Origin of the sequence: Streptomyces sp. DH12, from assembly GCF_020873895.1 — a bacterium.
In the GTDB taxonomy this organism is placed as follows: Bacteria; Actinomycetota; Actinomycetes; order Streptomycetales; family Streptomycetaceae; genus Streptomyces.
In genome coordinates, this window is record NZ_JAHWGT010000013.1 from 22,348 (window position 1) to 42,776 (window position 20,429).

Below are 20,429 nucleotides of genomic sequence, written 5' to 3' on the forward strand. Positions count from 1 at the left end.
GTACCCGCAGCGGCGGCGCGGCTTGACCTTGTCGCGGCGTCAACGTCTGTACTGGGCGCATGAGGATCGGAGAGATCGCCGGGCTGGTCGGCGTCAGTACGCGGGCCGTGCGCCACTACCACCGGATCGGGCTGCTGCCCGAGCCGCCGCGGCGGGCCAACGGGTACCGGGCGTACACGCTGCGGGACGCCGTGCTGCTGGCGCGGGTGCGGCGGCTGGCCGAGTTGGGGCTGTCCCTGGACGAGGTGCGTGACGTGCTGGCCGACGACTCGGGGCGGGAGCTGGCCGAGGTGCTGGAGGAGCTGGACGCGGACCTGGCCCGGCAGGAGGCGGAGGTGCGGGAGCGGCGGGGGCGGCTGGCCGTCCTGCTGGCGCAGGCCCGCGAGGGGCGGCTGCCCGCCGAGGGGCCGGTGTCGCCCGAGCTCGCGGCGCTCTTCGCCGACATGGCGCGGACCAGCGCGGGGCTGCCGGGGCCTGAGCCGCGGATGGCCCGCGTCGACCGGGAGCTGATCACGCTGATGGACACCGTGGCCGCCGGCGAGGAGGGGGCCCGGTTGATGGGGGCCCTGCGGGAGGCGGTGGCGGAGCCGGAGGCGATGCGGCGGGCGTACGAGCTGTACGCGCGGCTGGACGAGCTGGCCGGGGCGGGGGCCGGTGACCCGCGGGTGCCGGCTCTCGCGCGGCTCCTCGCCGGGCTGCTGCCGGACGAGGTGGCGGCGAGTGTCGGCGACCTCGATCCGGCGGCGGAGACGGGGGTCTTCGAGGGGGCGCTGTTCGCGGAATTCTCGCCGGCGCAGGTCGAGGTGGTCCGCCGGGCCTTGCGCCTAGCGGTGGAGCGGGCGGCCGGGGGCGAGCGGTGAGGCGCCTGGTGCGGGGGCTCGGGTACGCCGTGCTCCCCGGTGAGCTGGTGCTGGTCTGCTGCCTGGTCGCGGGGGTGCGGGTGCCGGCGGCGGTGCTGCACGCCGTGGAGGTGCTCGCGGTCGTGGTGCTGGTGCTGGGGGCGGTGGTGTACCGGCGGGCCCGGCGCGGGGGGCTGGACCGGCGTACGGCGCTGTACGAGGTCGTCCCGGAGCCGGTCGTCCGGCTGGTCGGCCACGAGCTGGGGCTGCTGGCCTCCCTCGTGCGGTGGGTGGGGCGGAGGCGGCACGGGGTGCGGGCGGGGGTCGAGGGATTCGGGCACGCGCGGGACCAGGCACCGCTGATGTACGGCTTCGCGTTCGTCTGCGTCGTCGAGACGGTCGGCCTGTTCTGGCTGCTGCGGAACGTGCCCGTGGTGCATGAGGTGCTGCTGGTTCTGGACGTGTACACGGTGCTCTTCGTGTTGGGGCTGCACGCGGCCTCGGTCACCCGGCCGCATCTGCTGGACGGGCGGGTGCTGCGGCTGCGGCAGGGGTGCCACATGGACCTCGCGGTGCCGCTCGACGCGGTGGCCGCCGTCCGGTACGAGCCGGTGTTCACGCACCGGAAGGGCGACGGCGAGCTGGACCTCGTCGTCGGCGGGCAGACCTCTCTCACGCTGGAGCTCTCCTCGCCCGTCACGGTCGTCGGCCTGCTGGGCCGGCGGCGGGAGGTACGGGTGGTGCGGTGCCACGCCGACGAGCCGCGCGCCCTGCTCGCGGCGCTCACGCGGGCACGAACAGCGCCTTCTCCCGCCCCGGGTACGCCCGCGTGAGGCGGACCGCGATCCGCTCCCCCAGCGGCAGCGCCGCGTCCGGGCTCTCCAGGCGGGCCACGACCGCCGGCGAGCGCAGGTGGACGGTGCCCGTCCGCGGGTCGCCGTCGCGGACGTCGACGACCGTCCCGGTGAACACCTCGCCCACCCGGTCCATGAGGAGCGCGGCCTCGACGACGTCCACGGACTCCCGCTCGACGCGGTTGGCGCGGCGGGCGCCCTCGGCCATCCGGTCGGGCAGCTCGGGCAGCGCGGCCGCCACCCACTCCGGCGGGTCCTGGCCCGCGGCCGCCGCGAGGCACAGCTCCCCGGCGTACCGGTCGACGAGGCGGCGCAGCGGGGCGGTGCAGTGGGTGTACTCGTCGGCGACGGCGGCGTGCACCGCCGGCACGGGCAGCCGCCCGTCGGTGAAGACGGTGTACGCGGCGCCGCGCAGCAGGGAGGTGCAGTCCTGGAGGAACGCGGCGTTGCGGGGCTCGGCCGGATCCAGGCCGCGGACGAGGGCGGCGTACGACACGTGGTGCGGCCAGGGGACGCCGAGCGCTTCGGCGGAGCGGCGCAGCCGGGCGACCGCCCCGTCGGTGGAGGGCGCGGGCAGGGTGCGCAGGACGCCGGTGCCGGCCGCGGCCATCAGGTCGGCGGCGGCCATGCCGGTGAGCAGGGAGATCTGGGCGTTCCAGGCGTCGGCGGGGCGCGGCGGGCGGTACTCCAGGCGGTAGCCGCCGTCGGCCTCGGTGACCTCCTGGTCGGGGAGGGGCAGGGAGACGCCGCCGCGTGCGACCTCCTGTTCCTCCCGGAGGCGGCCGATCTCGCGCAGCAGCGCGAGGGGCTCCTCGGCGGTGCCGTCGTCGATCCGCCGCTGGGCGGTCGCGTAGTCGAGGCGGGCGCGGCTGCGGACGAGGGCGCGGCGCACGTCGGTGGCGACGTGCCGGCCGTGCGCGTCCAGGTCGAGCCGCCACAGCAGCGCGGGGACCGTCCGGTCCGGCAGCAAACTGGCGGCGCCCTCGGAGAGGACGGGCGGGTGCAGGGGGACGCGGCCGTCGGGGAAGTAAAGGGTCTGCGCGCGACGGTGCGCCTCCGCGTCGACCGCCCCGCCGGGGGTGACGAACGCGGCGACGTCGGCGATGGCGTAGTGGACGCGGTAGCCGCCGCCGGGGCGGCGCTCCAGGTGCATCGCCTGGTCCAGGTCGGTGGAGCCCGGCGGGTCGACGGTGAACAGCGGCAGCGCGGTGGCGTCGGCCCGGCCGTCCGAGCGGTGCGCCGACGGGCCCGCCGGCGGGTGGGGGGCGCGGGCGGCGGCCTCCGCCTCGGCGAGGACGTCCGGCGGGAAGCCGCTCGGCACATCGAGGGCGGTGCGCAGCGCGCCGAGGGCCGCCCGCAGGGGCGCGGCCTCGGCGGCGCCGGTCACGTGCACCTGGCGGCGGGGCATACGCCGAGCGTAGGGCGCCCGACCGGGCGCGGCACTTTGTACGCTGGGCGGCCGGGGCCGCACCCCCGGTCCACCCGTACGTGAGGAGAACCATGCTCGTGCTGTTGCCGCCGTCGGAGGGCAAGGCCGCCTCGGGGCGCGGCGCGCCGCTGCGGCCGGAGTCGCTGTCCCTGCCGGGGCTGGCCGGGGCGCGGGCGGCCGTGCTCGCGGAGCTGGTCGAGCTGTGCGCGGCCGACGAGGAGAAGGCGCGCGAGGTGCTGGGGCTCAGCGAGGGGCTGCGCGGCGAGGTCGCCAAGAACGCCGGGCTGCTCCGGGCCGGGGCCCGTCCGGCGGGCGAGGTCTACACGGGCGTCCTGTACGACGCGCTGGGTCTCGCGACGCTGGACGCGGCAGCGCGCGAGCGGGCCCGGTCGTCGCTGCTGGTCTTCTCGGGGCTGTGGGGCGCGGTGCGGGTCGACGACCGGATCCCGTCGTACCGCTGCTCCATGGGCGTGCGCCTGCCGGGGCTCGGCGCGCTGGGCGCGTACTGGCGCGGCCCGATGGCCGAGGTCATGCCGGAGGCCGCCGGGGAGGGCCTGGTGCTGGACCTGCGGTCGGCGGCGTACGCGGCGGCGTGGCGGCCGAAGGGCGAGACCGCCGGGCGCACGGCGACGGTGCGGGTGCTGCACGCGCCGACCCGGAAGGTCGTCAGCCACTTCAACAAGGCGACCAAGGGCCGGATCGTACGGAGCCTGCTGGAGGCGGGCGCCGCGCCGGCGGGACCGGCCGAGCTGGTGGAGGCGCTGCGTGACCTCGGGTACGTCGTGGAGTGCGCCGTACCGGAGAAGGCCGGCCAGGCGTGGTCGCTGGACGTGCTGGTGGACGAGGTGCACTGACCCCCGCACCGGGCGCTGTTGCGTGGAGCGCAACGGCCGTTGCGGGTGGTGGCGGGCGCGGGCAGGATGCCGGGCGTGACGCCGCACCTGCTGTCCGCGCTGGGCGGGCCCGTGCTGCCCGTGGTGGTCGTCGAGGACGCCGCCGGGGCGGTGCCGCTGGCGCGCGCCCTGGTGGCGGGCGGTCTGCCGGCGGTCGAGGTGACCCTGCGGACGCCCGCGGCGCTCGACGCGATCCGGGCGATCACCGCCGAGGTGCCGGGGGCGCTGGTCGGCGCGGGCACGGTGGTGTCGGCGCGGGCCGTCGGTGAGGCGGTCGCGGCGGGCGCGCGGTTCCTCGTGAGCCCCGGCTGGACGGGCGGGCTGCTCGACGCGATGGAGGCGTCGGGGGTGCCGTACCTGCCGGGGGTCTCGACCGCGTCGGAGGTCCTGGCCCTGCTGGAGCGGGGGGTGCGGGAGATGAAGTTCTTCCCGGCCGAGGCGGCGGGCGGCAGCGCGTACCTGGCCGCGCTGGCCGGGCCGCTGCCGTCGGCGCGGTTCTGTCCGACGGGCGGGATCACGCCGGGGTCGGCGCGCGGCTACCTGGCGCTGCCGAACGTCCCGTGCGTGGGCGGTACCTGGGTGGCGCCGCCCGCCGCGCTCGCGGCCGGGGACTGGGCGCGGGTCGAGTCCCTGGCACGCGGGGCGGCGGCCCTCGCGGCGCGGCCGGGCGCGGTGCCCGGCGGCGCGGGGCGGTGACGCGGCGCCCGGCGGCGGGGCCCGGGTGCGGCGGGCGCGCGTCCCGGGCCGGTCAGCGCAGGTGGGACGTGTCGTTGAGCAGCCGGACGGAGGCGTTGCCGTCCCGGTAGTAGGCGACGGCCGAGACGGAAGCGGCGGACAGCTCCATGCGGAACAGCGCCTCGGGCGGGGCGCCCAGGGCGAGGCGGACCAGCGTCTTGATCGGCGTCACGTGCGTGACGAGCAGGACGGTCCGCCCCGCGTGGCGCTCCGTCAACCGGTCGCGGGCGGCGGCGACCCGGCGCGCGACCGCCGCGAACGACTCGCCGCCCCCCGTGGGCGCGGCCTTCGGCGAGGCCAGCCAGGCGTCGAGGTCGTCGGGGTACCGCTCGCGCACCTCGGCGAAGGTCAGCCCCTCCCACGCCCCGAAGTCCGTCTCGCGCAGGCCGTCGTCGACGCCCACGTCGAGGCCGAGGCGCTCGGCGACGGTCTCGGCGGTCTGGCGGCAGCGCAGCAGCGGGGAGGAGACGATCTCCTGGACGGTGCCGCGCGCGGCGAGCGCCGCGGCCACGGCCCGCGCCTGGTGCAGCCCGGCCGGGGACAGCTCGGGGTCGCTGCCGCCGCTGCCGGAGAACCGCTTCTGCGGGGTGAGCGCCGTCTCGCCGTGCCGCAGCAGGACGAAGGTGGCGGGCGCCCCGAGGTCGGCGGGCGCGGCCCAGCCGACGGGCGGCGTCGCGGGCGACGCCCCGGCGGCGGGGGCGGGCTCGGCGGCGGCGGGGGCGGGCGATGCCGGCGCGGGCGGCGGCCCGGCGGGGGGCGTGGCGGCGGTCGGGGCCGGGGAGGCGGTCGCGGCGTCGTCCGCCGGTGGCGCCGTGGCGTGGGCGAGTGCGGCGTGGGCGAGTGCCGCGCGGGCCTTCGCCGCGCCCGCCGTCGCGTCGCCGACCACGCGGGCCGCACCCGCGTCCAGCGCGGCGCGCGAGGCGGACGGCTGCCACTGCCGGCCCGCGCGGCCCGCGTCCATGGCCTCGTTGGCGAGCCGGTCGGCGTGCTTGTTGCGCTCGCGCGGGATCCACTCGTACGTGACCTGCCCGGGCGGGTAGATCCGCGCGGCCTCCGCGGCGAGCGGCTTCATGTCCGGGTGCTTGATCTTCCAGCGGCCGGACATCTGCTCGACGACCAGCTTGGAGTCCATCCGCACCCGCACGGGCGCGTCCGGCGCCAGCTCGCGCGCGGCGCGCAGGCCGGCCAGCAGGCCCTTGTACTCGGCGACGTTGTTCGTCGCCACGCCGATGAACTCCGCCGCCTCGGCGAGCGCCTCCCCCGAAACCGGGTCGAGGACGACCGCGCCGTACCCGGCCGGGCCGGGGTTGCCCCGGGAGCCGCCGTCGGCCTCGACGATCAGCTCGGACAGCCGCTCGCCGCTCATTACAGGCCGGACTCCGAGGTGCGGACCAGGATGCGGCGGCAGTTCTCGCACCGCAGGACCGAGTCGCCGGCGGCGGCGCGGACCTCGTTCACCTCGGTGATGTTCAGCTCGATGTGGCAGCCCTCGCAGCGGCGCTGGTACAGGCGGGCGGCGCCGACGCCGCCCTGCTGCGCCCGGATCTTCTCGTACAGCTTCATCAGGTCCGCCGGCACCGAGCCGGCGACCAGCTCGCGCTCCTTGGTGACGGAGGCGGCCTCGGCGTCCAGCTCCCGCTGGGCGCGGTCGCGGCGGCCGGTGGCGTCGTCGACCTTGGCCTGCAGGGCGGCGACGCCGCCGGTCAGCTCCTCGATCCGGGCCTGCGCGGACTCGCGGCGCTCCATGACCTCCAGGACGACGTCCTCCAGGTCTCCCTGGCGCTTGGCGAGGGAGACGATCTCCCGCTGGAGGCTCTCCAGGTCCTTCGGGGAGGAGACGGCGCCCGAGTCGAGGCGCTGCTGGTCGCGGGCGGAGCGCTGGCGGACCTGGTCCACGTCCTGCTCGGCCTTGGTCTGCTCGCGCGCGCAGTCGCCCTCCTCCGTCTGCGCGGCGACGAGCAGGTCGCGCAGCTGGGTGAGCTCCTTGTTCAGCGCCTCGATCTCGGCGTGCTCGGGGAGGGTCCTGCGCTTGTGGGCGAGCTGCGACAGGCGCGTGTCGAGGGCCTGGACGTCGAGGAGGCGGATCTGGTCGGCGGGCGCGGCGTTCAGTTGGGGGCTCCTGGGGAGGTGTGATGAGCGACGGGGGACGTGTGGTGGGCGGCCCACGGGTCGGTGACCGTCTTGGAGACGTGCACCCGCAGGTTCCAGCCGCGGCGGTCGGAGATCTCGTCGAGCTGGGCGGCGGCCAGTTGGCACCAGGGCCACTCGGTGGCCCAGTGGGCCGCGTCGACGAGGCCGAGCGGGGTGTGCTGGGTGGCCTCCGACGCCGGGTGGTGGCGCAGGTCGGCGGTGAGGAAGGCGTCGACGCCCGCGGCGCGCACGGCGTCGAAGAGGCTGTCGCCCGAACCGCCGCTGACGGCGACCCGGCGCACGGGCGCGTCGAGGTCGCCCGCGACGCGGATGCCCTGCGCGGTGGCGGGCAGCCGCCTGGCGGCGCGTGCCGCGAACTCGCGCAGGGTCTCCGGGGGGTCGAGCTCGCAGATCCGGCCGAGGCCGTTCTCCGGTACGAGGGGGCCGACGACCCGCAGGTCGAGGGCGCCGGCGAGGGCGTCGGAGACGCCGGGGTCGGCGGTGTCGGCGTTGGTGTGCGCCACGTGCAGGGCGACGTCGTGCTTGATGAGGGTGTGCACGACGCGGCCCTTGAAGTGGGAGGCCGCGACGGTCGTCGTGCCGCGCAGGTAGAGCGGGTGGTGGGTCACCAGCAGCTGCGCGCCGAGCGCGATGGCCTCGTCGGCGACCTCCTGGACGGGGTCCACGGCGAAGAGGACGCGGTCGACCTCGGCGTCCGGGTCGCCGCAGACGGTGCCCACGGCGTCCCACTGTTCGGCCCGCTCGGGGGGCCAGAGGGCGTCGAGCTCGGCGAGTACTTCGGTGAGACGTGGCACGAGGCAAGGCTACCCGCAAGGCAAGGAGGGGCGGGCCCCCTCCCCGGGCCCTCCCCCGCACCCTCTCCGGGCGCCGTCCCGCCTCCCCGCCCGGGCAGCTCCGCACACCCGGGACGGGCACCTACCGCGCCCTCTCCGGACACCGACGCACGCGCCTCCCCGCGCCCGTCCGGCGCCCGGCCGTTCGTACGGGGCGGCCCCCGTCCCACGGCGGGCGGGGGCCGCCCCGGGACCGGACTTGCCGCTTCCGCTCGGTGCCGCCGCGCCGCCCACCAGCGGCGACGGCGAGCACATCGACGCCCTCCCGCTCAGGCGAACCCGCCGACCGCCACCCTTATGTGTGAAGCGGGAGGGTTCGCACGGTTCGGCAGGGAGTACGAAAACTAGCTTCGGGGCCGGAGGTGACGAGCCATGACTGCCTGTGCCATCGAAACCGCCCCGCAGGACGGCGGCGCGGCCGGCGGGACCCGGTTCGCCGTCGCGGCGGACGGCTCCTACGCGGCCCGGCTCGCCGGCCGGGGCGAGGCGCTGTTCCCCGAGCGCTGGACGCTCGACGGACCGGAGCCGTACGCCGTCCCCCTGCCGCTCGGCCAGCCCGAGGACCCGGACGCCCAGCTGCTGCCGCTCGCGGACGGACGGGTCCTCATCGCCCGCCGCGTCTCCGGACGGCACACCTTCTCGCTGCTCTACCCCACGGGCCCGGAGACGGGCGAGCTGCCGCTCGGCGCGGTCGGGGCGGACGCGGTGCGGCTGCTGCCGCCCGCCCCCGACGGGACGGGCGCGTACGCGCTGGCGGTCGGCGAGCGGTCGACGGCCGTCTGGCGGGTGGCGGGCGGCACCGGCGGGCCCGAGCACGTGGCGGAGGTGCGGGGGCGCTGCTCGGGCGGGGTGTGGCTGGACCGGCAGGGCCGGCTGCTGGCGCTGGACCGGGAGGCGGACGGCGGGCCGGTCAAGGCCGTCGCCGTCGACCTGGGGCGCGGCGGGGAGGTGACCCCACTGCTCCAGATCACGGAGGACAGCCGAGACCGGCTGCTCCTCGCCGACCCGGACAGCGGGCTGCTGCTGATCGGTTCGGACGCCCCCTCGCCGGGCCGGGAGCGGCTGGGGTGGGGGGTGCTGGGCAGCGCGCGCCCCGTGCGCTTCCCCGAGTGCCTGCGGCCGGCGGACACGGCCCTGACCCCGATCTCGGTCCAGCCGGGGCAGGTGCTCACGCCCGAGACGTGCGCGGTGGCGTTCCGGGTCGACGCGGCGGCGGGCAGCTGGGTGGGTGTGTGGCGGCCGGCGGCACGGCGGCTGCTGCACCTGCCGGCGCCCGAGGGCTGGCTGGCCGGGGCGGGGCTGTGGACGCGTGACGGGGTGCTGCTGCTGCCGTACGCGCACGCCTCGGCGCCGTGCGGCCTGGCCCGTGTCGAGGGCGCGGCGGAAGCGCTCGTACCGGTTGCCGACACGAGCCCCGCACAAGCGGAACCCGCAGATGGGGAACCGTCCGGCCGCTCCGCGACTCCTGTCGTGTGCAGGCCGGTGCCGTTGCAGCAGGCACCCCTGACCGGGCGCGCGGTGCCCGGTTAGACTCACCGCCGCATGTCAACAGCGATCATTACGGGGTGACTTCACCACATGTCTGAGGCCAGCACCGACACGACCCGCGCGCTGCGACCGCAGGGGGACGCCGGCGGCTCCGGAAAGCACCGCGGGGGCCCCGCGCCGTCGGAGGACACGACGGCGCAGCCGCACGGCCGCCACCGCAGGGAGACCGGCCGCGGAGCCGCCGCGGCCTAGGGGGTGTCCTGGTGGCCGGCGCGCGCGTCGCCGGCCACGCATGCGGGCCGTCCCGGTGTCCGGGGCGGCCCTCGTCACGTCCGGGCCCGCCCGTGCCGCTCCCCCACCGTGCCGGTCAGGACGGGGGCGTCGTCGCGTTCGGGCACGGTGACGGCGACCCGGACACCGGCCTCGGCGACCCGGGCACCGGCGTCGGTGCCGGCGCGGTCCCAGATCCGGACGCGCAGGGTCTCCCCGGGGTACACGACGCCGGTGAAGCGGGCGTGCCAGGCGCGGGGCCGGGTGACGTCCCCGCCGAACACCGTGTCGACGACCGCCTTCAGCGTCATGCCGTAGGTGCACAGGCCGTGCAGGACGGGCCGCTCGAACCCGGCGCGCCGGGCGAACTCCGGGTCGGCGTGCAGGGGGTTGCGGTCGCCGCAGAGCCGGTACAGGAGCGCCTGGTCCTCCCGTACGGGCCGCTCCAGGGTCCGGTCGGGGGCGCGGTCGGGGGCCGTGGCCGGCCGGGCGGGGCCGCGTTCGCCTCCGAACCCGCCCTCACCGCGGACGTACACCTCCGCCTCGCTCGTCCACAGCGGCCCGTCGGCGTCGGCCGTCTCGGACCGCAGCACGATCACGGCGGCCCGGCCCTTGTCGTACACGGCGGTCACCCGCGAGGTGGTGACGGCGCGGCAGCTCACCGGGAGGGGCCGGTGCACGTCGAGGCGCTGCCCGCCGTGGAGGACGGCGGCGAGGTCGACGTCGACCCCCCGCGCGGAGAGGGCGGAGATGACACCCGACCTCGCCCCGGCGACGGTGGCGAAGGCGGGCAGCACGTGCAGCCGGGACTCCAGCACGTAGCGCAGTTCCGCGGGGTCGGTGGCGGGGGCTCCGGCACCGATGCCCAGGTGGTAGAGCTGGACGTCCGCGGCGTCCCAGGCGACGGCGGCCGCGCGGGGGGCGGCGGTGAGGGCCCGGCGGACGTCGATCGGCATACGGGGCGCTCCGTTCGCGGTGGTACGGCGGCCGGACGGACGCCCGGCACGGGGGTCGGGCGGGGCGGACGGCGGCGGTGGGGGCGGGCGGCCTCCTGTATAGCGTCCGGCGCCCCGCGGAGGAAGGCGGCCGGGACGGCGGGGGCCGGGCAGGCCCGGTGGGCCGGAGCCCGGGTGGGCCGGGAGGCCGCGCGCGGGGGTGTGCGCGGGCCTCCCGGCGGTGCGTCAGTCCTCCAGGGCGAGGTAGAGGCGGGTGCCCCGGGGACGGAAGCCCAGGCGCTCGTACACGCGCCGGGAGCCCTCGCCCCCGTACTCCAGCCACACCGAGCCGGCGCCCCGGTCGAACAGCGCCCCGGTGACGCCGGCGGTGACCGCGGCGGCGTGGCCGCGACGGCGGAAGGCGGGCCGGGTGCCGACGCCGGCCGCCTCGGCGGTGCCCGCGGCCGGCGCCGAGCAGGTGGCGGCGGCCGCACAGCCGCCGTCGGGCGTGCGGACGAAGCGGACGGCGCCGCCCCGCTCCTGGACGCGGCGCAGCCGGGCCGCGCCCTCCGGGGAGGCGGGGAAGGCGTGGTCGTACGCCTCGCACAGGGCCGCGTCGACCGCCGCGTACTCCTCGTCCGTGGCCGGGGTCTCCACCGAGGCGGCGGAGAGGGGCGGGGTGAAGGTGTCCGGTGTGCACACGAGGTACGCGTGCGACGCCTCGGTGGTGAACCCCGCGGCGCGCAGGGCGGGTTCCGCCCCGGGGGCGGCGCCGGGAGCGAACTCCAGGCGGGGCTTGAGCCCCCGCTCGCGGAACGCCCCGACCAGCGCGGCGACGTCCCCGGTGGTCGGCCGCGCCCCGGGCAGGGGCGTGGCGTAGTTGAGGTACGGGCTGGTGCTGGTGGGATCGACGCCGATGACGAACCCCCCGGTCTCGACCACCACGGGTCGGCGGCGGAGGTGGGCTACGGCGAAGCTCTGGACGTGGTCGTCCACGGTGGTGTGACCTCACGTTGGTGTCTCGGGAAGCGCGCCGCCCGGATGCGTGCGCCGTCGACGGGACGGCGGGCGGGCGGGAGCGGGCGCGCGGGAGCGATCGGTGCGCGCGGGCATGGCGCGGGCACCGCAGACGTGGGGCCGCCGTGTCGAACGGTCAGCGCCGACGGCGGCCGCTGGTGGACGCCGCAATCATGGGCTTCGATCCCTCGGGGTGGGGGCGGGAGTCGGCCCCGTGCGGGGCCGCGGCGGTGAGCGTCGCACGGCCCGCGGCCGGTGCGCAACGCGTTTTCCCACGGGCCGGCCGGGGCGCCACCCGGCCACGAGGCCACGGCGCCACGCGGCCGTGGCGGCCCTCGGCCGGGACCGTCGCGTGGCCCGCCCCGGGTTCTCGGGCGGCGCCCTCAGCCGGTCCGCTTCACGTCCCTCGCCGGGGCCGGCGGCTGCGCCTGGGGCGGAACGGGAACCGGGGCGGGCGCGGGAGCCGGGACGGGGACCGGGGCCCGGCCCTGTGCGGGGACGGGCACCGCGGGTCGCGGGAGCCACAGGAGCATCAAGGCGGCGGCCACGAGGAGGATCCCGGCGCCGGTGCGGAAGGCGAGGGCGTAGCCGGCGGTGAGGGCCTGCGGGGTGGCGGCGCCGGCGGCGCCGGCCGCGGCGACCGTCGACAGGACGGCGAGGCCCACCGCGCCGCCCATCGTGCGGGAGGTGTTCACCAGGCCCGCGACGAGCCCGGCGTCGCCGGGAGCGGCCCCGGAGGTGGCCATCGAGGCCAGCGGGGTGAGGACGAGCCCCACGCCGACCATCATCGTCACGCCCGGCCCCATGATGGCCGTCAGGTACTGCCCGTCGACATCCAGCAGCGACTGCCAGGCGAAGCCCGCCGAGGTGGTCAGCGCGCCCGCCACGGCGAGCCGGCGCGCGCCGAACAGCGGCATGAGGCGGGGCGCCACCTTCGAGCCGAGGACCACACCGACCGAGCTGGGCATGAGCGCGAGGCCCGCGTGCAGCGGGTCGTAGCCGAGGACGTTCTGGGCGTAGACCGTCATGAAGAACCACGACGAGAACGTCGCCGAGCCGATCACGAACAGCGCGGCGTTCGCCGCCGACACCGCCCGCACCCGGAACACCCCCAGCGGGACGAGCGGCTCCGCCGTCCGGGACTCCACGACCAGGAAAGCGCCGAGCAGCGCCAGCCCGCCGAGCAGCGGCAGCAGCGTCCGCGCCGTGGTCCAGCCGGCCTGCTCGGTCTGCACGACGCCGTACGCGAAGGCGGCGAGCCCGCCGGTGGCGAGGACCGCGCCGGGCAGGTCCAGGCGGCGCCCCGCGCCGGTGCGGGCCTCCCGGATCCACACGGCGCCCGCCACGAGGACGAGGGCGCCGACGGGCACGTTGATCAGCAGGACCCACCGCCAGTCGAGCAGGTCGGTGATGAGCCCGCCGACGAGGCCGCCGGCCGCGCCGCCGCCCGCGCCGACCGCCGCCCAGGTGCCGATGGCCCGCGTCCGCGCCGGGCCCTCCGGCACGGCGCTCGTCACGATGGTCAGCGTCGCCGGCGACAGCACGGCGGCGCCCAGCCCCTGGGCCGCCCGCGCGGCCAGCAGCTGCCAGCCCTCCTGGGCGAGGCCGCCCGCCACCGAGGCGAGGGTGAACACGCCCAGCCCCAGGAGGAACATCCGCTTCCGCCCGAACAGGTCGGCGGCCCGCCCGCCGAGCAGCATGAAGCCGGAGAAGGCGATGGCGTAGGCGTTCACCACCCACTGGAGGGCGGGCGCCGACAGGCCGAGGTCCGCGCGCATCGAGGGCAGGGCGACGTTGACGACGGACACGTCGAGCACGACGAGGAACGTCCCGGCGCAGGCGGCGAGGATCACCGCCCAGGGGCGGGCGGGGAGCGGGGCGGGTCCGGCGGCGGGGGCCGCGTCGGTGTCTGTCCGGGGCTGGGCCATGCGTGTCATGGTCGCAGCTGGGTCGCACCCCGTACATCCCGATTCCGGTGTACGGGCCCCCCGTCCGGGGACGTAGGTCCTCGCCCGGGGAGAGGCCGCCGGTGGGGCCGAGGGGGGTGTGCGGCACGATGGTCCCCGTCCGTACGCACCACCGGAAAGGCCCGCCCATGAGCGCCGCCCCCACCCCGCGGCCCGCGCCGCGCACGCTCGCCGCGTTCGAGGCCGCGAAGGGTTTCATGCCCGTCCGGGAGGGCCTGGCCCTGTACGCGGCCGCCGTCGCGGCCGGGCGGCTGGGGCTGCCGCTGCTGGAGGTCGGCACCTACTGCGGGCGCTCCACCCTGCTGCTGGCCGAGGCGGCCCGCGGGGCCGGGACCGTCGCGGTCACCGTCGACCACCACCGGGGCAGCGAGGAGCAGCAGCCGGGGTGGGAGTACCACGACCCGACCGTCGTGGACCCCGAGGTGGGGCTGATGGACACGCTGCCGACCTTCCGGCGGACGCTGCACGCGGCGGGCCTGGAGGAGCACGTGGTGGCCGTCGTGGGGCGCTCGCCGCAGGTCGCCCGGGTGTGGGCGGGGGAGGTCGGGCTGGTCTTCGTCGACGGCGGCCACACCGACGAGCACGCGACCGCCGACTACGAGGGATGGGCGCCGAAGGTCGCCGAGGGCGGGCTGCTCGTCATCCACGACGTGTTCCCCGACCCGGCGGCCGGCGGCCAGGCCCCGTACCGGATCTACCTGCGGGCGCTGGAGTCCGGCCGCTTCACCGAGGTCTCGGTGACGGACTCGCTGCGGGTACTGCGCCGAACGGCCGCAGCGGACCGGGCCGGAACCGCCGCCACCGCCTAGGCTCGCCCGCGTGTACGACGATGACACGCGCAAGCGCCGCCGCCTGACCAAGGCCGTCCTGCTGGCCGCCGTCCCCCTCGCCGCGGCCGCCGCGCTCGCCGGGCCGCTCACCGGGGTCTTCCCCGGCGGGCCGGGCGGCGGCGGGGCGGGCGGTGCCCGGGGGGCGGACGGCTCCCCCGCCCCCGGGGCGTCCGGCGCGCCGGTGGCGTCCGGCGCGACCGGACCGGGGTCCGCCCCGTCGACCCGGACGGGCGCCGCGCCGCTCACCGGCAAGGTCGTGGTGATCGACCCAGGTCACAATCCGGGGAATTTTCAGCACCCCGCAGAGATCAGCGAAACGGTGGATGTCGGTACCCACCGCAAGGAATGCGACACCACCGGCACCTCCACCAACGCCGGTTACACCGAGGCCGCATTCACCCTCGACGTCTCACGTCGTCTGCGCACCGTCCTGCAAGGGAAGGGCGCCACCGTCGAATTCACCCACGACGCGGACCGCCCCTTCGGGCCGTGCGTCGACGAGCGGGCCCGCATCGGCAACGCGGCGGGCGGCGGCAGGGGCGCCGACGCCGTCGTGTCCGTGCACGCCGACGGCTCGGCGGTCGGCCACCGCGGCCACCACGTGATCCTCCCCGCCCTGGTCAAGGCGGGTGCGGCGGACACGGCGCCGATCGTCGGGCCGTCGCGTACGCTCGGCGAGCGCATCCAGGCAGCGTTCGCCCGGGCGACCGGATCGGCACCGGCCAACTACCTCGGCGGAGGCACGGGATTGCACGTCCGCGACGACCTCGGCGGACTGAATCTGTCAACCGTGCCCAAGGTGTTCGTCGAATGCGGCAACATGCGTGACCCGGACGACGCCGCATTGCTGGCGGATCCGGCGTGGCGGCAGAAAGCCGCCCAGGGAATCGCGGACGGCATCAGCACCTACCTGCTCGGGTAGGTCGGGCGGACGATACATTCGTCCGTACGATGGGGCCGCCCCCGCGTGCTTCGCGCCACCCCTGACGACGACGACAAACCGACGAAGGACTTCTCACGTGAACATCCGCTCCCTCACTCGAGGCGATGGCGTGGTGATCGGAGCAGCGGTGGTGCTGTTCATCGCCTCGTTCCTCAACCTGGCCAGCATCGACTGTCCTACCGGAGTCGACTGCGGGCGCTACGAGACCAACGCCTGGGACACGCTCGGCCTGCTGATGAGCATGTTCCTCGCCGGCGTCATCGCCGCGGCGCTGATCGTCGTCGCGCGGACCCTGCCGGGCCGCAAGGTGGCCGGTCTCGACCTGGGGCAGTTCGGCGTCGCCCTGGCCGTCTTCGCGCTGTGGACCGCGTTCTGGACCATCATCGACATGAGCTCCGCGGGCGCCGGGATGATCCTGGGCCTGCTGGCCACCATCGTGCTCGCCGCGGGCGCGGTCGCCTCGCCGCTGGTCGGCGCGCTCAAGGCGCCGCTGATGGGCGCCCCGCGTCCGCAGGCCCCGCAGCCGTACGGCGCCCAGCCGGGCGTGACGGGCGGCGCCGGCTACGGCTACCCGGGCGCCGGCCAGCCGTACGGCGCGCCGCAGGGCGGCACCGGTGGCTACGGCTACCCGGGCGCCCCGCAGCCGGGTCAGCCGGGCCAGCCCGACGCCCCGCACCAGCCGGAGCAGCAGTCCGCCGCGCCCGCCGCGGCGCAGCAGGCCGCGCCCGCCGGGGACTTCGCCCCGTTCTGGTTCGCCGTGCCGGTCGCGCGTCCGCTGTACGCCGAGGACGGCTCCCCGACGCCGATCGCCGAACTGGCGCCGGGTACCTGGTACCTGGCGGTCGAGCAGCGCGGCGCCGCCCTGGTGGCGCAGACGCAGGACGGCCGCCGCGGCGTCCTGCAGGACACCACGGGCATCCAGCGCGGCTGAGCCGCCCGCCCCGTAGGACGACGCCAGGGCCCGTCCCCGCACCGAGGTGCGGGGACGGGCCCTGGTCACGTCCGGGCCGGACGCTCCCGGTCAGGCGGGCCGGCGGAACGCTCCGGTCAGTCGGTCGGTCGGTCGATCGGCCGTCCGGACGGACGGACCGGGCCGGGCCGGCCGGGTCAGCAGCAGTCGGGGGCCAGCCCGCGCGGCAGCCGCTCGCCGCCGAACACCGCCGTCGTGGCCTCGTCGCCGCCGAGCGCCGCCACGGCCAGCAGCAGCGACCCGGCCGTCCAGGTCGTCAGCTCCTCGGGCCAGAACGCCCGCTCGCCCTCGAAGACGTACCCGGTCCAGTACATGCCGCCCTCGGCGCGCAGGTGGCCGATGGAGCGCAGCACGTCAACGGCCCGGTCGGACTCGCCGATCGCCCACAGCGCCAGGGCCAGTTCGCAGCTCTCGCCGCCCGTCACCCACGGGTTGGGGACGACGCACCGCACGCCGAGGCCCGGCACGACGAACTCGTCCCAGCGGGCGTCGATGCGCTCCCGGGCCGCGGCGCCGGTCACCGCCCCGCCGAGCACCGGGTAGTACCAGTCCATCGAGTAGCGGTCCTTGTCGAGGAAGCGCTCGGGATGGCGGGCCACGGCGTGCGCGAGGGCGCCCGTCGCCAGCTCCCAGTCCGGCTGCGGCTCCTCGCGCGCCTCGGCGATGGCGAGCGCGCAGCGCAGCGCCTGGTGGACGGAGGAGCTGCCGGTGAGCAGGGCGTCGGTCACCGGGGTGCCGTCGGCCTCCCGCTTCCAGCCGATCTGACCGCCGGGCTGCTGGAGCCGCAGGACGAACTCGACGGCGGCGTACACGGCGGGCCACATGCGGTCGAGGAACGCCTCGTCGCCCGTGCTCAGGTAGTGGTGCCAGACGCCGACGGCGAGGTAGGCGCAGAAGTTCGTCTCGCGGCCCAGGTCCGTCGGACGGTCCGCGTCGCCGTCGTGGTAGGCCGCGTACCAGGAGCCGTCGGCGTTCTGGTGGCGGGCGAGCCAGTCGTAGGCGCGGGCGGCGGCCTCGTGCTCCCCGGCGGCGTCCAGGGCCATGGCGGCCTCGGTGTGGTCCCACGGGTCGAGGTGGTGGCCGCGGAACCACGGTATGGCGCCGCTGCCGCGCTGCGCGGCGAGGATGCCCGCGACGGTCTCGGCGGCCTGCTCGGCCGTCAGCACCCCGGGGAGGGTGAGGTGTTCGGTCCGCTCGGGGAACGTCACAGCGCGGTGCCCGCCGGGAGGTGGGGCTTCGTCGCGTACACCACGAAGCTCTTGCCGAGGACGGGGTTGAGCGCCCGCTCGGCGAGCCGGGTGGCCAGCGGCTTCTTCATGATGTCCCAGACCAGCAGCTTGTGGTACGCGCGGACGGGCAGCGCCTTGTCGTTGTCGACGCCGAACGCGCACTTCAGCCACCAGTACGGGGAGTGCAGGGCGTGCGCGTGGTGGCTGCCGTAGGGGCGCAGGCCGGCCTCGCGGATCCGGCCGAGGAGCTCGTCGGCCTTGTAGATCCGGATGTGGCCGCCCTCGACCTCGTGGTACGCGTCGGACAGCGCCCAGCAGATCTTCTCGGGGCCGTGGCGGGGCACGGTGACGGCGATGCGGCCGCCCGGCTTGAGGACGCGGACCATCTCGGCGAGGACGCCCTTGTCGTCGGGGATGTGCTCCATCACCTCGGAGATGATGACCACGTCGAAGGTCGCGTCGGGGAAGGGCAGGTCGAGGGCGTCGCCCTCCATCGCGGTGGCCGTCGCGCCGGCCGGGGCCTCGCCGGCCTCCTCCATGGCGGCGAACCACCTGGCGACCTCGCGGATCTCCTCGGTGTTCCGGTCGAGGGCCACCACCCGGGCGCCGCGCCGGTAGCACTCGAAGGCGTGCCGTCCCGCGCCGCAGCCCAGGTCGAGTACGCGGTCGCCGGGGGCGAGCGGGAAGCGGGTGAAGTCGACGGTCAGCACGTGCGGGGCCTGCTTTCACGGTCCGTGAGGGGGGACGGGGGTGCCGGAGGGGTGGTCGTCATCGGCGGGCTCCGTGCGCGGCGACGGCCTCGCGGTAGCGCTCCACCGTGCCCTGGGCGGCGCGGGCCCAGGTGAAGCGTTCCAGGACCCGGGCGCGGCCGGCGGCGCCGAGGCGGGCGCGCAGCTCCGCGCCGCCCGGTCCGAGCAGGCGGCCGAGGGCGGCGGCGAGGGCGCCGGCGTCGCCGGGCGGGACGGCCAGGCAGGTCTCGCCGTCGGGGCCCGCGACCTCGGGGATGGCGCCGCCGGTCGTGGCGACGAGCGGCGTGCCGGTGGCCATGGCCTCGGCGGCGGGCAGGGAGAACCCCTCGTAGAGGGAGGGCACGCAGGCCACCTGGGCGCCGCGCACGAGGTCGACCAGCTCGGCGTCGCTGACGCCCTTGACGAAGCGGACGGCGCCCTCCAGCCCGTACCGCTCGATGGCTCGGGCGACGGGGCCGTCCTCGGCGCGGCGGCCGACGACCAGCAGGTGCGCGTCGGGGACCTCGGTGCGGAGCTTGGCGAGCGCCTCGACGAGGTGGACGAGCCCCTTGAGCGGCACGTCGGCGCTGGAGGTGGTGACGATCCTGCCGGGCACCTCGGCGACCGACGGGTCGGGCGACCACAGGGAGGTGTCGGCGCCGATGTGGACGACGTGGATCCGCTCGGGGCGCACGCCGAGGTCGTCGACGATCTCCCGGCGGGAGGAGCCGGAGACGGTGAGGACCGACGGCAGCCGCCGCGCGACGCGCTTCTGCATGCGGGTGAAGGCGTACCAGCGGCGCACCGAGGCGCGGCGCTTGAAGCTCGGGGCGGCGGCCAGCTCCAGGCGCCGGTCGACGGTGATCGGGTGGTGGATCGTGGTGACGAGCGGGGCGCCGAGCGGGGCCAGGAGTCCGTAGCCGAGGGTCTGGTTGTCGTGGACGACGTCGAAGTCCCCGCGGCGGGCGGCGAGGAGGCGGCGGGCGCGCAGGGAGAAGGTGAGCGGCTCGGGGAAGCCGCCCGTCCACATGGTCGCGACCTCCAGCGCGTCGATCCAGTCGCGGTACTCCCCGCGCCCGGGGGTGCGGAAGGGGTCCGGCTGGCGGTAGAGGTCGAGGCTGGGCAGCTCGGTGAGGGTGACGCCCTCGCCGACGGCGTCGAGGACCGGGTAGGGCTGCGAGCCGATCACCTCGACGCGGTGGCCCAGGTGGGCGAGCTCCCGGGAGAGGTGGCGGACGTAGACGCCCTGGCCGCCGCAGAACGGGTTCCCCTTGTACGTGAGGAGGGCGATGCGCAGCGGGTGGTCTCCGTCGGCGGCTGCGCCCGCACGGGGGCCTGACGCTATGGCCTCAGCGGTCACTCGCGGCCCCTTCCATCCCTGCGTTTCGGCGGAGCGTAACCGGTCGCGCTAATCTAGAACAAGTTTCAGAGTCGGTCGTTCCAGATCGCTCGGAGGTGCATCGAATCTACCGGCAGGTAGCGCCGCCGCGAGGGCCGGAACAGGTGATTCGCGCCACCACCCGGGCCCGGCCATACTGGCGCGCACCACCGCACGGAACACGACGGCGCGGACCCCGCGGGCACCGGGCACCGCGGACACGTCCGACGGCACGGATCGACGGGGACCCATGACAGCGGAAGGCAGGCAGGCGCCGCACCTGACCGAGCGGCAGGAGGCGCGCCGCCGCCGCATCCTCCAGGCCAGCGCGCGGCTGGCCGGCCGCGGCGGCTTCGACGCGGTGCAGATGCGGGAGGTCGCGGAGGCGGCGGAGGTCGCGCTGGGCACGCTGTACCGGTACTTCCCCTCCAAGGTCCACCTCCTGGTGGCGACCATGCAGGACCAGCTCGACGGCCTGCACTCCACGCTGCGCCGGCGCCCTCCGGCCGGGGACACCGCGGCCGAGCGGGTGGCGGAGACGCTGATGCGGGCGTTCCGGGCGCTCCAGCGCGAACCGCAGCTCGCCGACGCCATGGTGCGGGCGCTGATCTTCGCCGACCGGGGGGTCAGCGCGGAGGTGGAGGCCGTCTCCCGGCAGACCACGGCGATCATCCTGGACGCCATGGGGCAGGAGAGGCCGACGCCGGAACAGCTGGCGGCGGTGCGCGTGATCGAGCACACCTGGCACTCGGCGCTGATCACCTGGCTCTCCGGCCGGGCCTCGATCGACCAGGTCCGCACCGACATCGAGACGGCCTGCCGGCTCGTCACCTGACCCCGCCCCCGCCGTGGGCATGCGTTCCGCCCGGGGCGGAACGGGTGGGCGCGGCGGACCGCCGGACGGCCACAGCGCCGTGATCCCGCACCCCCGGGCCGCACC

At 76.8% G+C, this 20,429-nt stretch carries 19 protein-coding genes; 9 read left to right on the forward strand and 10 right to left on the reverse strand.

Annotated elements, in window-relative coordinates; genetic code table 11:
* Positions 1–59: 59 nt before the first annotated feature.
* Both LPA54_RS13960 and LPA54_RS13965 read left to right on the forward strand, forming a co-directional pair.
* The gene (locus LPA54_RS13960; protein WP_228977349.1) at positions 60–860 is read left to right on the forward strand and encodes a MerR family transcriptional regulator; all 801 of its coding nucleotides are present in this window, start codon (positions 60–62) and stop codon (positions 858–860) included.
* Positions 857–1,672: a hypothetical protein gene (locus tag LPA54_RS13965; protein ID WP_228977350.1), complete on the forward strand. Its 816-nt coding sequence runs from the start codon at positions 857–859 to the stop codon at positions 1,670–1,672. The genes LPA54_RS13960 and LPA54_RS13965 overlap by 4 nt, the downstream gene beginning before the upstream one ends.
* Here LPA54_RS13965 and LPA54_RS13970 read toward each other — a convergent pair.
* Positions 1,623–3,101: an RNB domain-containing ribonuclease gene (locus LPA54_RS13970; protein WP_228977351.1), complete on the reverse strand. Its 1,479-nt coding sequence runs from the start codon at positions 3,099–3,101 to the stop codon at positions 1,623–1,625. The two genes, LPA54_RS13965 and LPA54_RS13970, sit on opposite strands and share 50 nt — an antisense overlap.
* A 92-nt stretch (positions 3,102–3,193) precedes the next feature.
* Here LPA54_RS13970 and yaaA point away from each other — a divergent pair, with 92 nt between their 5' ends.
* Positions 3,194–3,976: a peroxide stress protein YaaA gene (gene yaaA / locus LPA54_RS13975; RefSeq protein WP_228977353.1), complete on the forward strand. Its 783-nt coding sequence runs from the start codon at positions 3,194–3,196 to the stop codon at positions 3,974–3,976.
* A gap of 66 nt (positions 3,977–4,042) precedes the next feature.
* A complete protein-coding gene (gene eda / locus LPA54_RS13980; protein WP_228977627.1) occupies positions 4,043–4,711 on the forward strand; it encodes a bifunctional 4-hydroxy-2-oxoglutarate aldolase/2-dehydro-3-deoxy-phosphogluconate aldolase in 669 nt (222 codons plus the stop codon).
* 52 nt (positions 4,712–4,763) lie between these two features.
* Here the strand turns inward: eda and LPA54_RS13985 are convergent, their stop codons facing one another.
* From LPA54_RS13985 to LPA54_RS13995, 3 genes are read right to left on the reverse strand one after another with little or no spacing between them, the layout of a single operon-like run.
* Positions 4,764–6,116, reverse strand: coding sequence for a bifunctional RNase H/acid phosphatase (locus LPA54_RS13985; protein ID WP_228977355.1), 1,353 nt, complete (start codon positions 6,114–6,116; stop codon positions 4,764–4,766).
* Complete coding sequence (locus LPA54_RS13990; RefSeq protein WP_228977628.1) at positions 6,116–6,859, reverse strand: zinc ribbon domain-containing protein; 744 nt, start codon at positions 6,857–6,859, stop codon at positions 6,116–6,118. The genes LPA54_RS13985 and LPA54_RS13990 overlap by 1 nt, the downstream gene beginning before the upstream one ends.
* Positions 6,856–7,695 (reverse strand): Nif3-like dinuclear metal center hexameric protein, encoded by an 840-nt coding sequence (locus LPA54_RS13995; RefSeq protein ID WP_228977357.1) that lies wholly within the window; start codon positions 7,693–7,695, stop codon positions 6,856–6,858. Before LPA54_RS13995 ends, LPA54_RS13990 begins: the two co-directional genes overlap by 4 nt.
* A gap of 411 nt (positions 7,696–8,106) precedes the next feature.
* Here LPA54_RS13995 and LPA54_RS14000 point away from each other — a divergent pair, with 411 nt between their 5' ends.
* Complete coding sequence (locus tag LPA54_RS14000; protein ID WP_228977359.1) at positions 8,107–9,264, forward strand: hypothetical protein; 1,158 nt, start codon at positions 8,107–8,109, stop codon at positions 9,262–9,264.
* A 284-nt stretch (positions 9,265–9,548) separates the two neighbouring features.
* On the opposite strand, the gene LPA54_RS14005 is transcribed toward LPA54_RS14000, so the two are convergent.
* From LPA54_RS14005 to LPA54_RS14015, 3 genes are all read right to left on the reverse strand, one after another.
* Complete coding sequence (locus LPA54_RS14005; protein WP_228977361.1) at positions 9,549–10,448, reverse strand: MaoC/PaaZ C-terminal domain-containing protein; 900 nt, start codon at positions 10,446–10,448, stop codon at positions 9,549–9,551.
* A 225-nt stretch (positions 10,449–10,673) separates the two neighbouring features.
* Positions 10,674–11,423 (reverse strand): GNAT family N-acetyltransferase, encoded by a 750-nt coding sequence (locus LPA54_RS14010; RefSeq protein WP_228977365.1) that lies wholly within the window; start codon positions 11,421–11,423, stop codon positions 10,674–10,676.
* Between the two features lie 404 nt (positions 11,424–11,827).
* Positions 11,828–13,372, reverse strand: coding sequence for an MFS transporter (locus tag LPA54_RS14015; protein ID WP_228977367.1), 1,545 nt, complete (start codon positions 13,370–13,372; stop codon positions 11,828–11,830).
* A 167-nt stretch (positions 13,373–13,539) separates the two neighbouring features.
* Between LPA54_RS14015 and LPA54_RS14020 the strand changes: the two genes are divergently transcribed.
* From LPA54_RS14020 to LPA54_RS14030, 3 genes are all read left to right on the forward strand, one after another.
* Positions 13,540–14,220: a class I SAM-dependent methyltransferase gene (locus tag LPA54_RS14020; protein WP_228977369.1), complete on the forward strand. Its 681-nt coding sequence runs from the start codon at positions 13,540–13,542 to the stop codon at positions 14,218–14,220.
* Between the two features lie 10 nt (positions 14,221–14,230).
* The gene (locus LPA54_RS14025; protein WP_228977371.1) at positions 14,231–15,163 is read left to right on the forward strand and encodes an N-acetylmuramoyl-L-alanine amidase; all 933 of its coding nucleotides are present in this window, start codon (positions 14,231–14,233) and stop codon (positions 15,161–15,163) included.
* Positions 15,164–15,260: 97 nt separating this feature from the next.
* On the forward strand, positions 15,261–16,115 hold the full coding sequence (locus tag LPA54_RS14030; RefSeq protein ID WP_228977373.1) for a DUF5336 domain-containing protein: 855 nt from the start codon (positions 15,261–15,263) through the stop codon (positions 16,113–16,115).
* A 176-nt stretch (positions 16,116–16,291) separates the two neighbouring features.
* Here the strand turns inward: LPA54_RS14030 and LPA54_RS14035 are convergent, their stop codons facing one another.
* Genes LPA54_RS14035 through LPA54_RS14045 form a run of 3 tightly spaced genes read right to left on the reverse strand, consistent with a single transcriptional unit; the run spans position 16,292 to position 19,471 of the window.
* Complete coding sequence (locus LPA54_RS14035; RefSeq protein WP_228977375.1) at positions 16,292–17,362, reverse strand: prenyltransferase; 1,071 nt, start codon at positions 17,360–17,362, stop codon at positions 16,292–16,294.
* The gene (locus LPA54_RS14040; protein ID WP_228977376.1) at positions 17,359–18,093 is read right to left on the reverse strand and encodes a class I SAM-dependent methyltransferase; all 735 of its coding nucleotides are present in this window, start codon (positions 18,091–18,093) and stop codon (positions 17,359–17,361) included. The genes LPA54_RS14035 and LPA54_RS14040 overlap by 4 nt, the downstream gene beginning before the upstream one ends.
* A gap of 58 nt (positions 18,094–18,151) precedes the next feature.
* Complete coding sequence (locus LPA54_RS14045; protein WP_228977378.1) at positions 18,152–19,471, reverse strand: glycosyltransferase family 4 protein; 1,320 nt, start codon at positions 19,469–19,471, stop codon at positions 18,152–18,154.
* 268 nt (positions 19,472–19,739) lie between these two features.
* Between LPA54_RS14045 and LPA54_RS14050 the strand changes: the two genes are divergently transcribed.
* On the forward strand, positions 19,740–20,324 hold the full coding sequence (locus LPA54_RS14050; protein ID WP_228977380.1) for a TetR family transcriptional regulator: 585 nt from the start codon (positions 19,740–19,742) through the stop codon (positions 20,322–20,324).
* Positions 20,325–20,429: the final 105 nt, after the last annotated feature.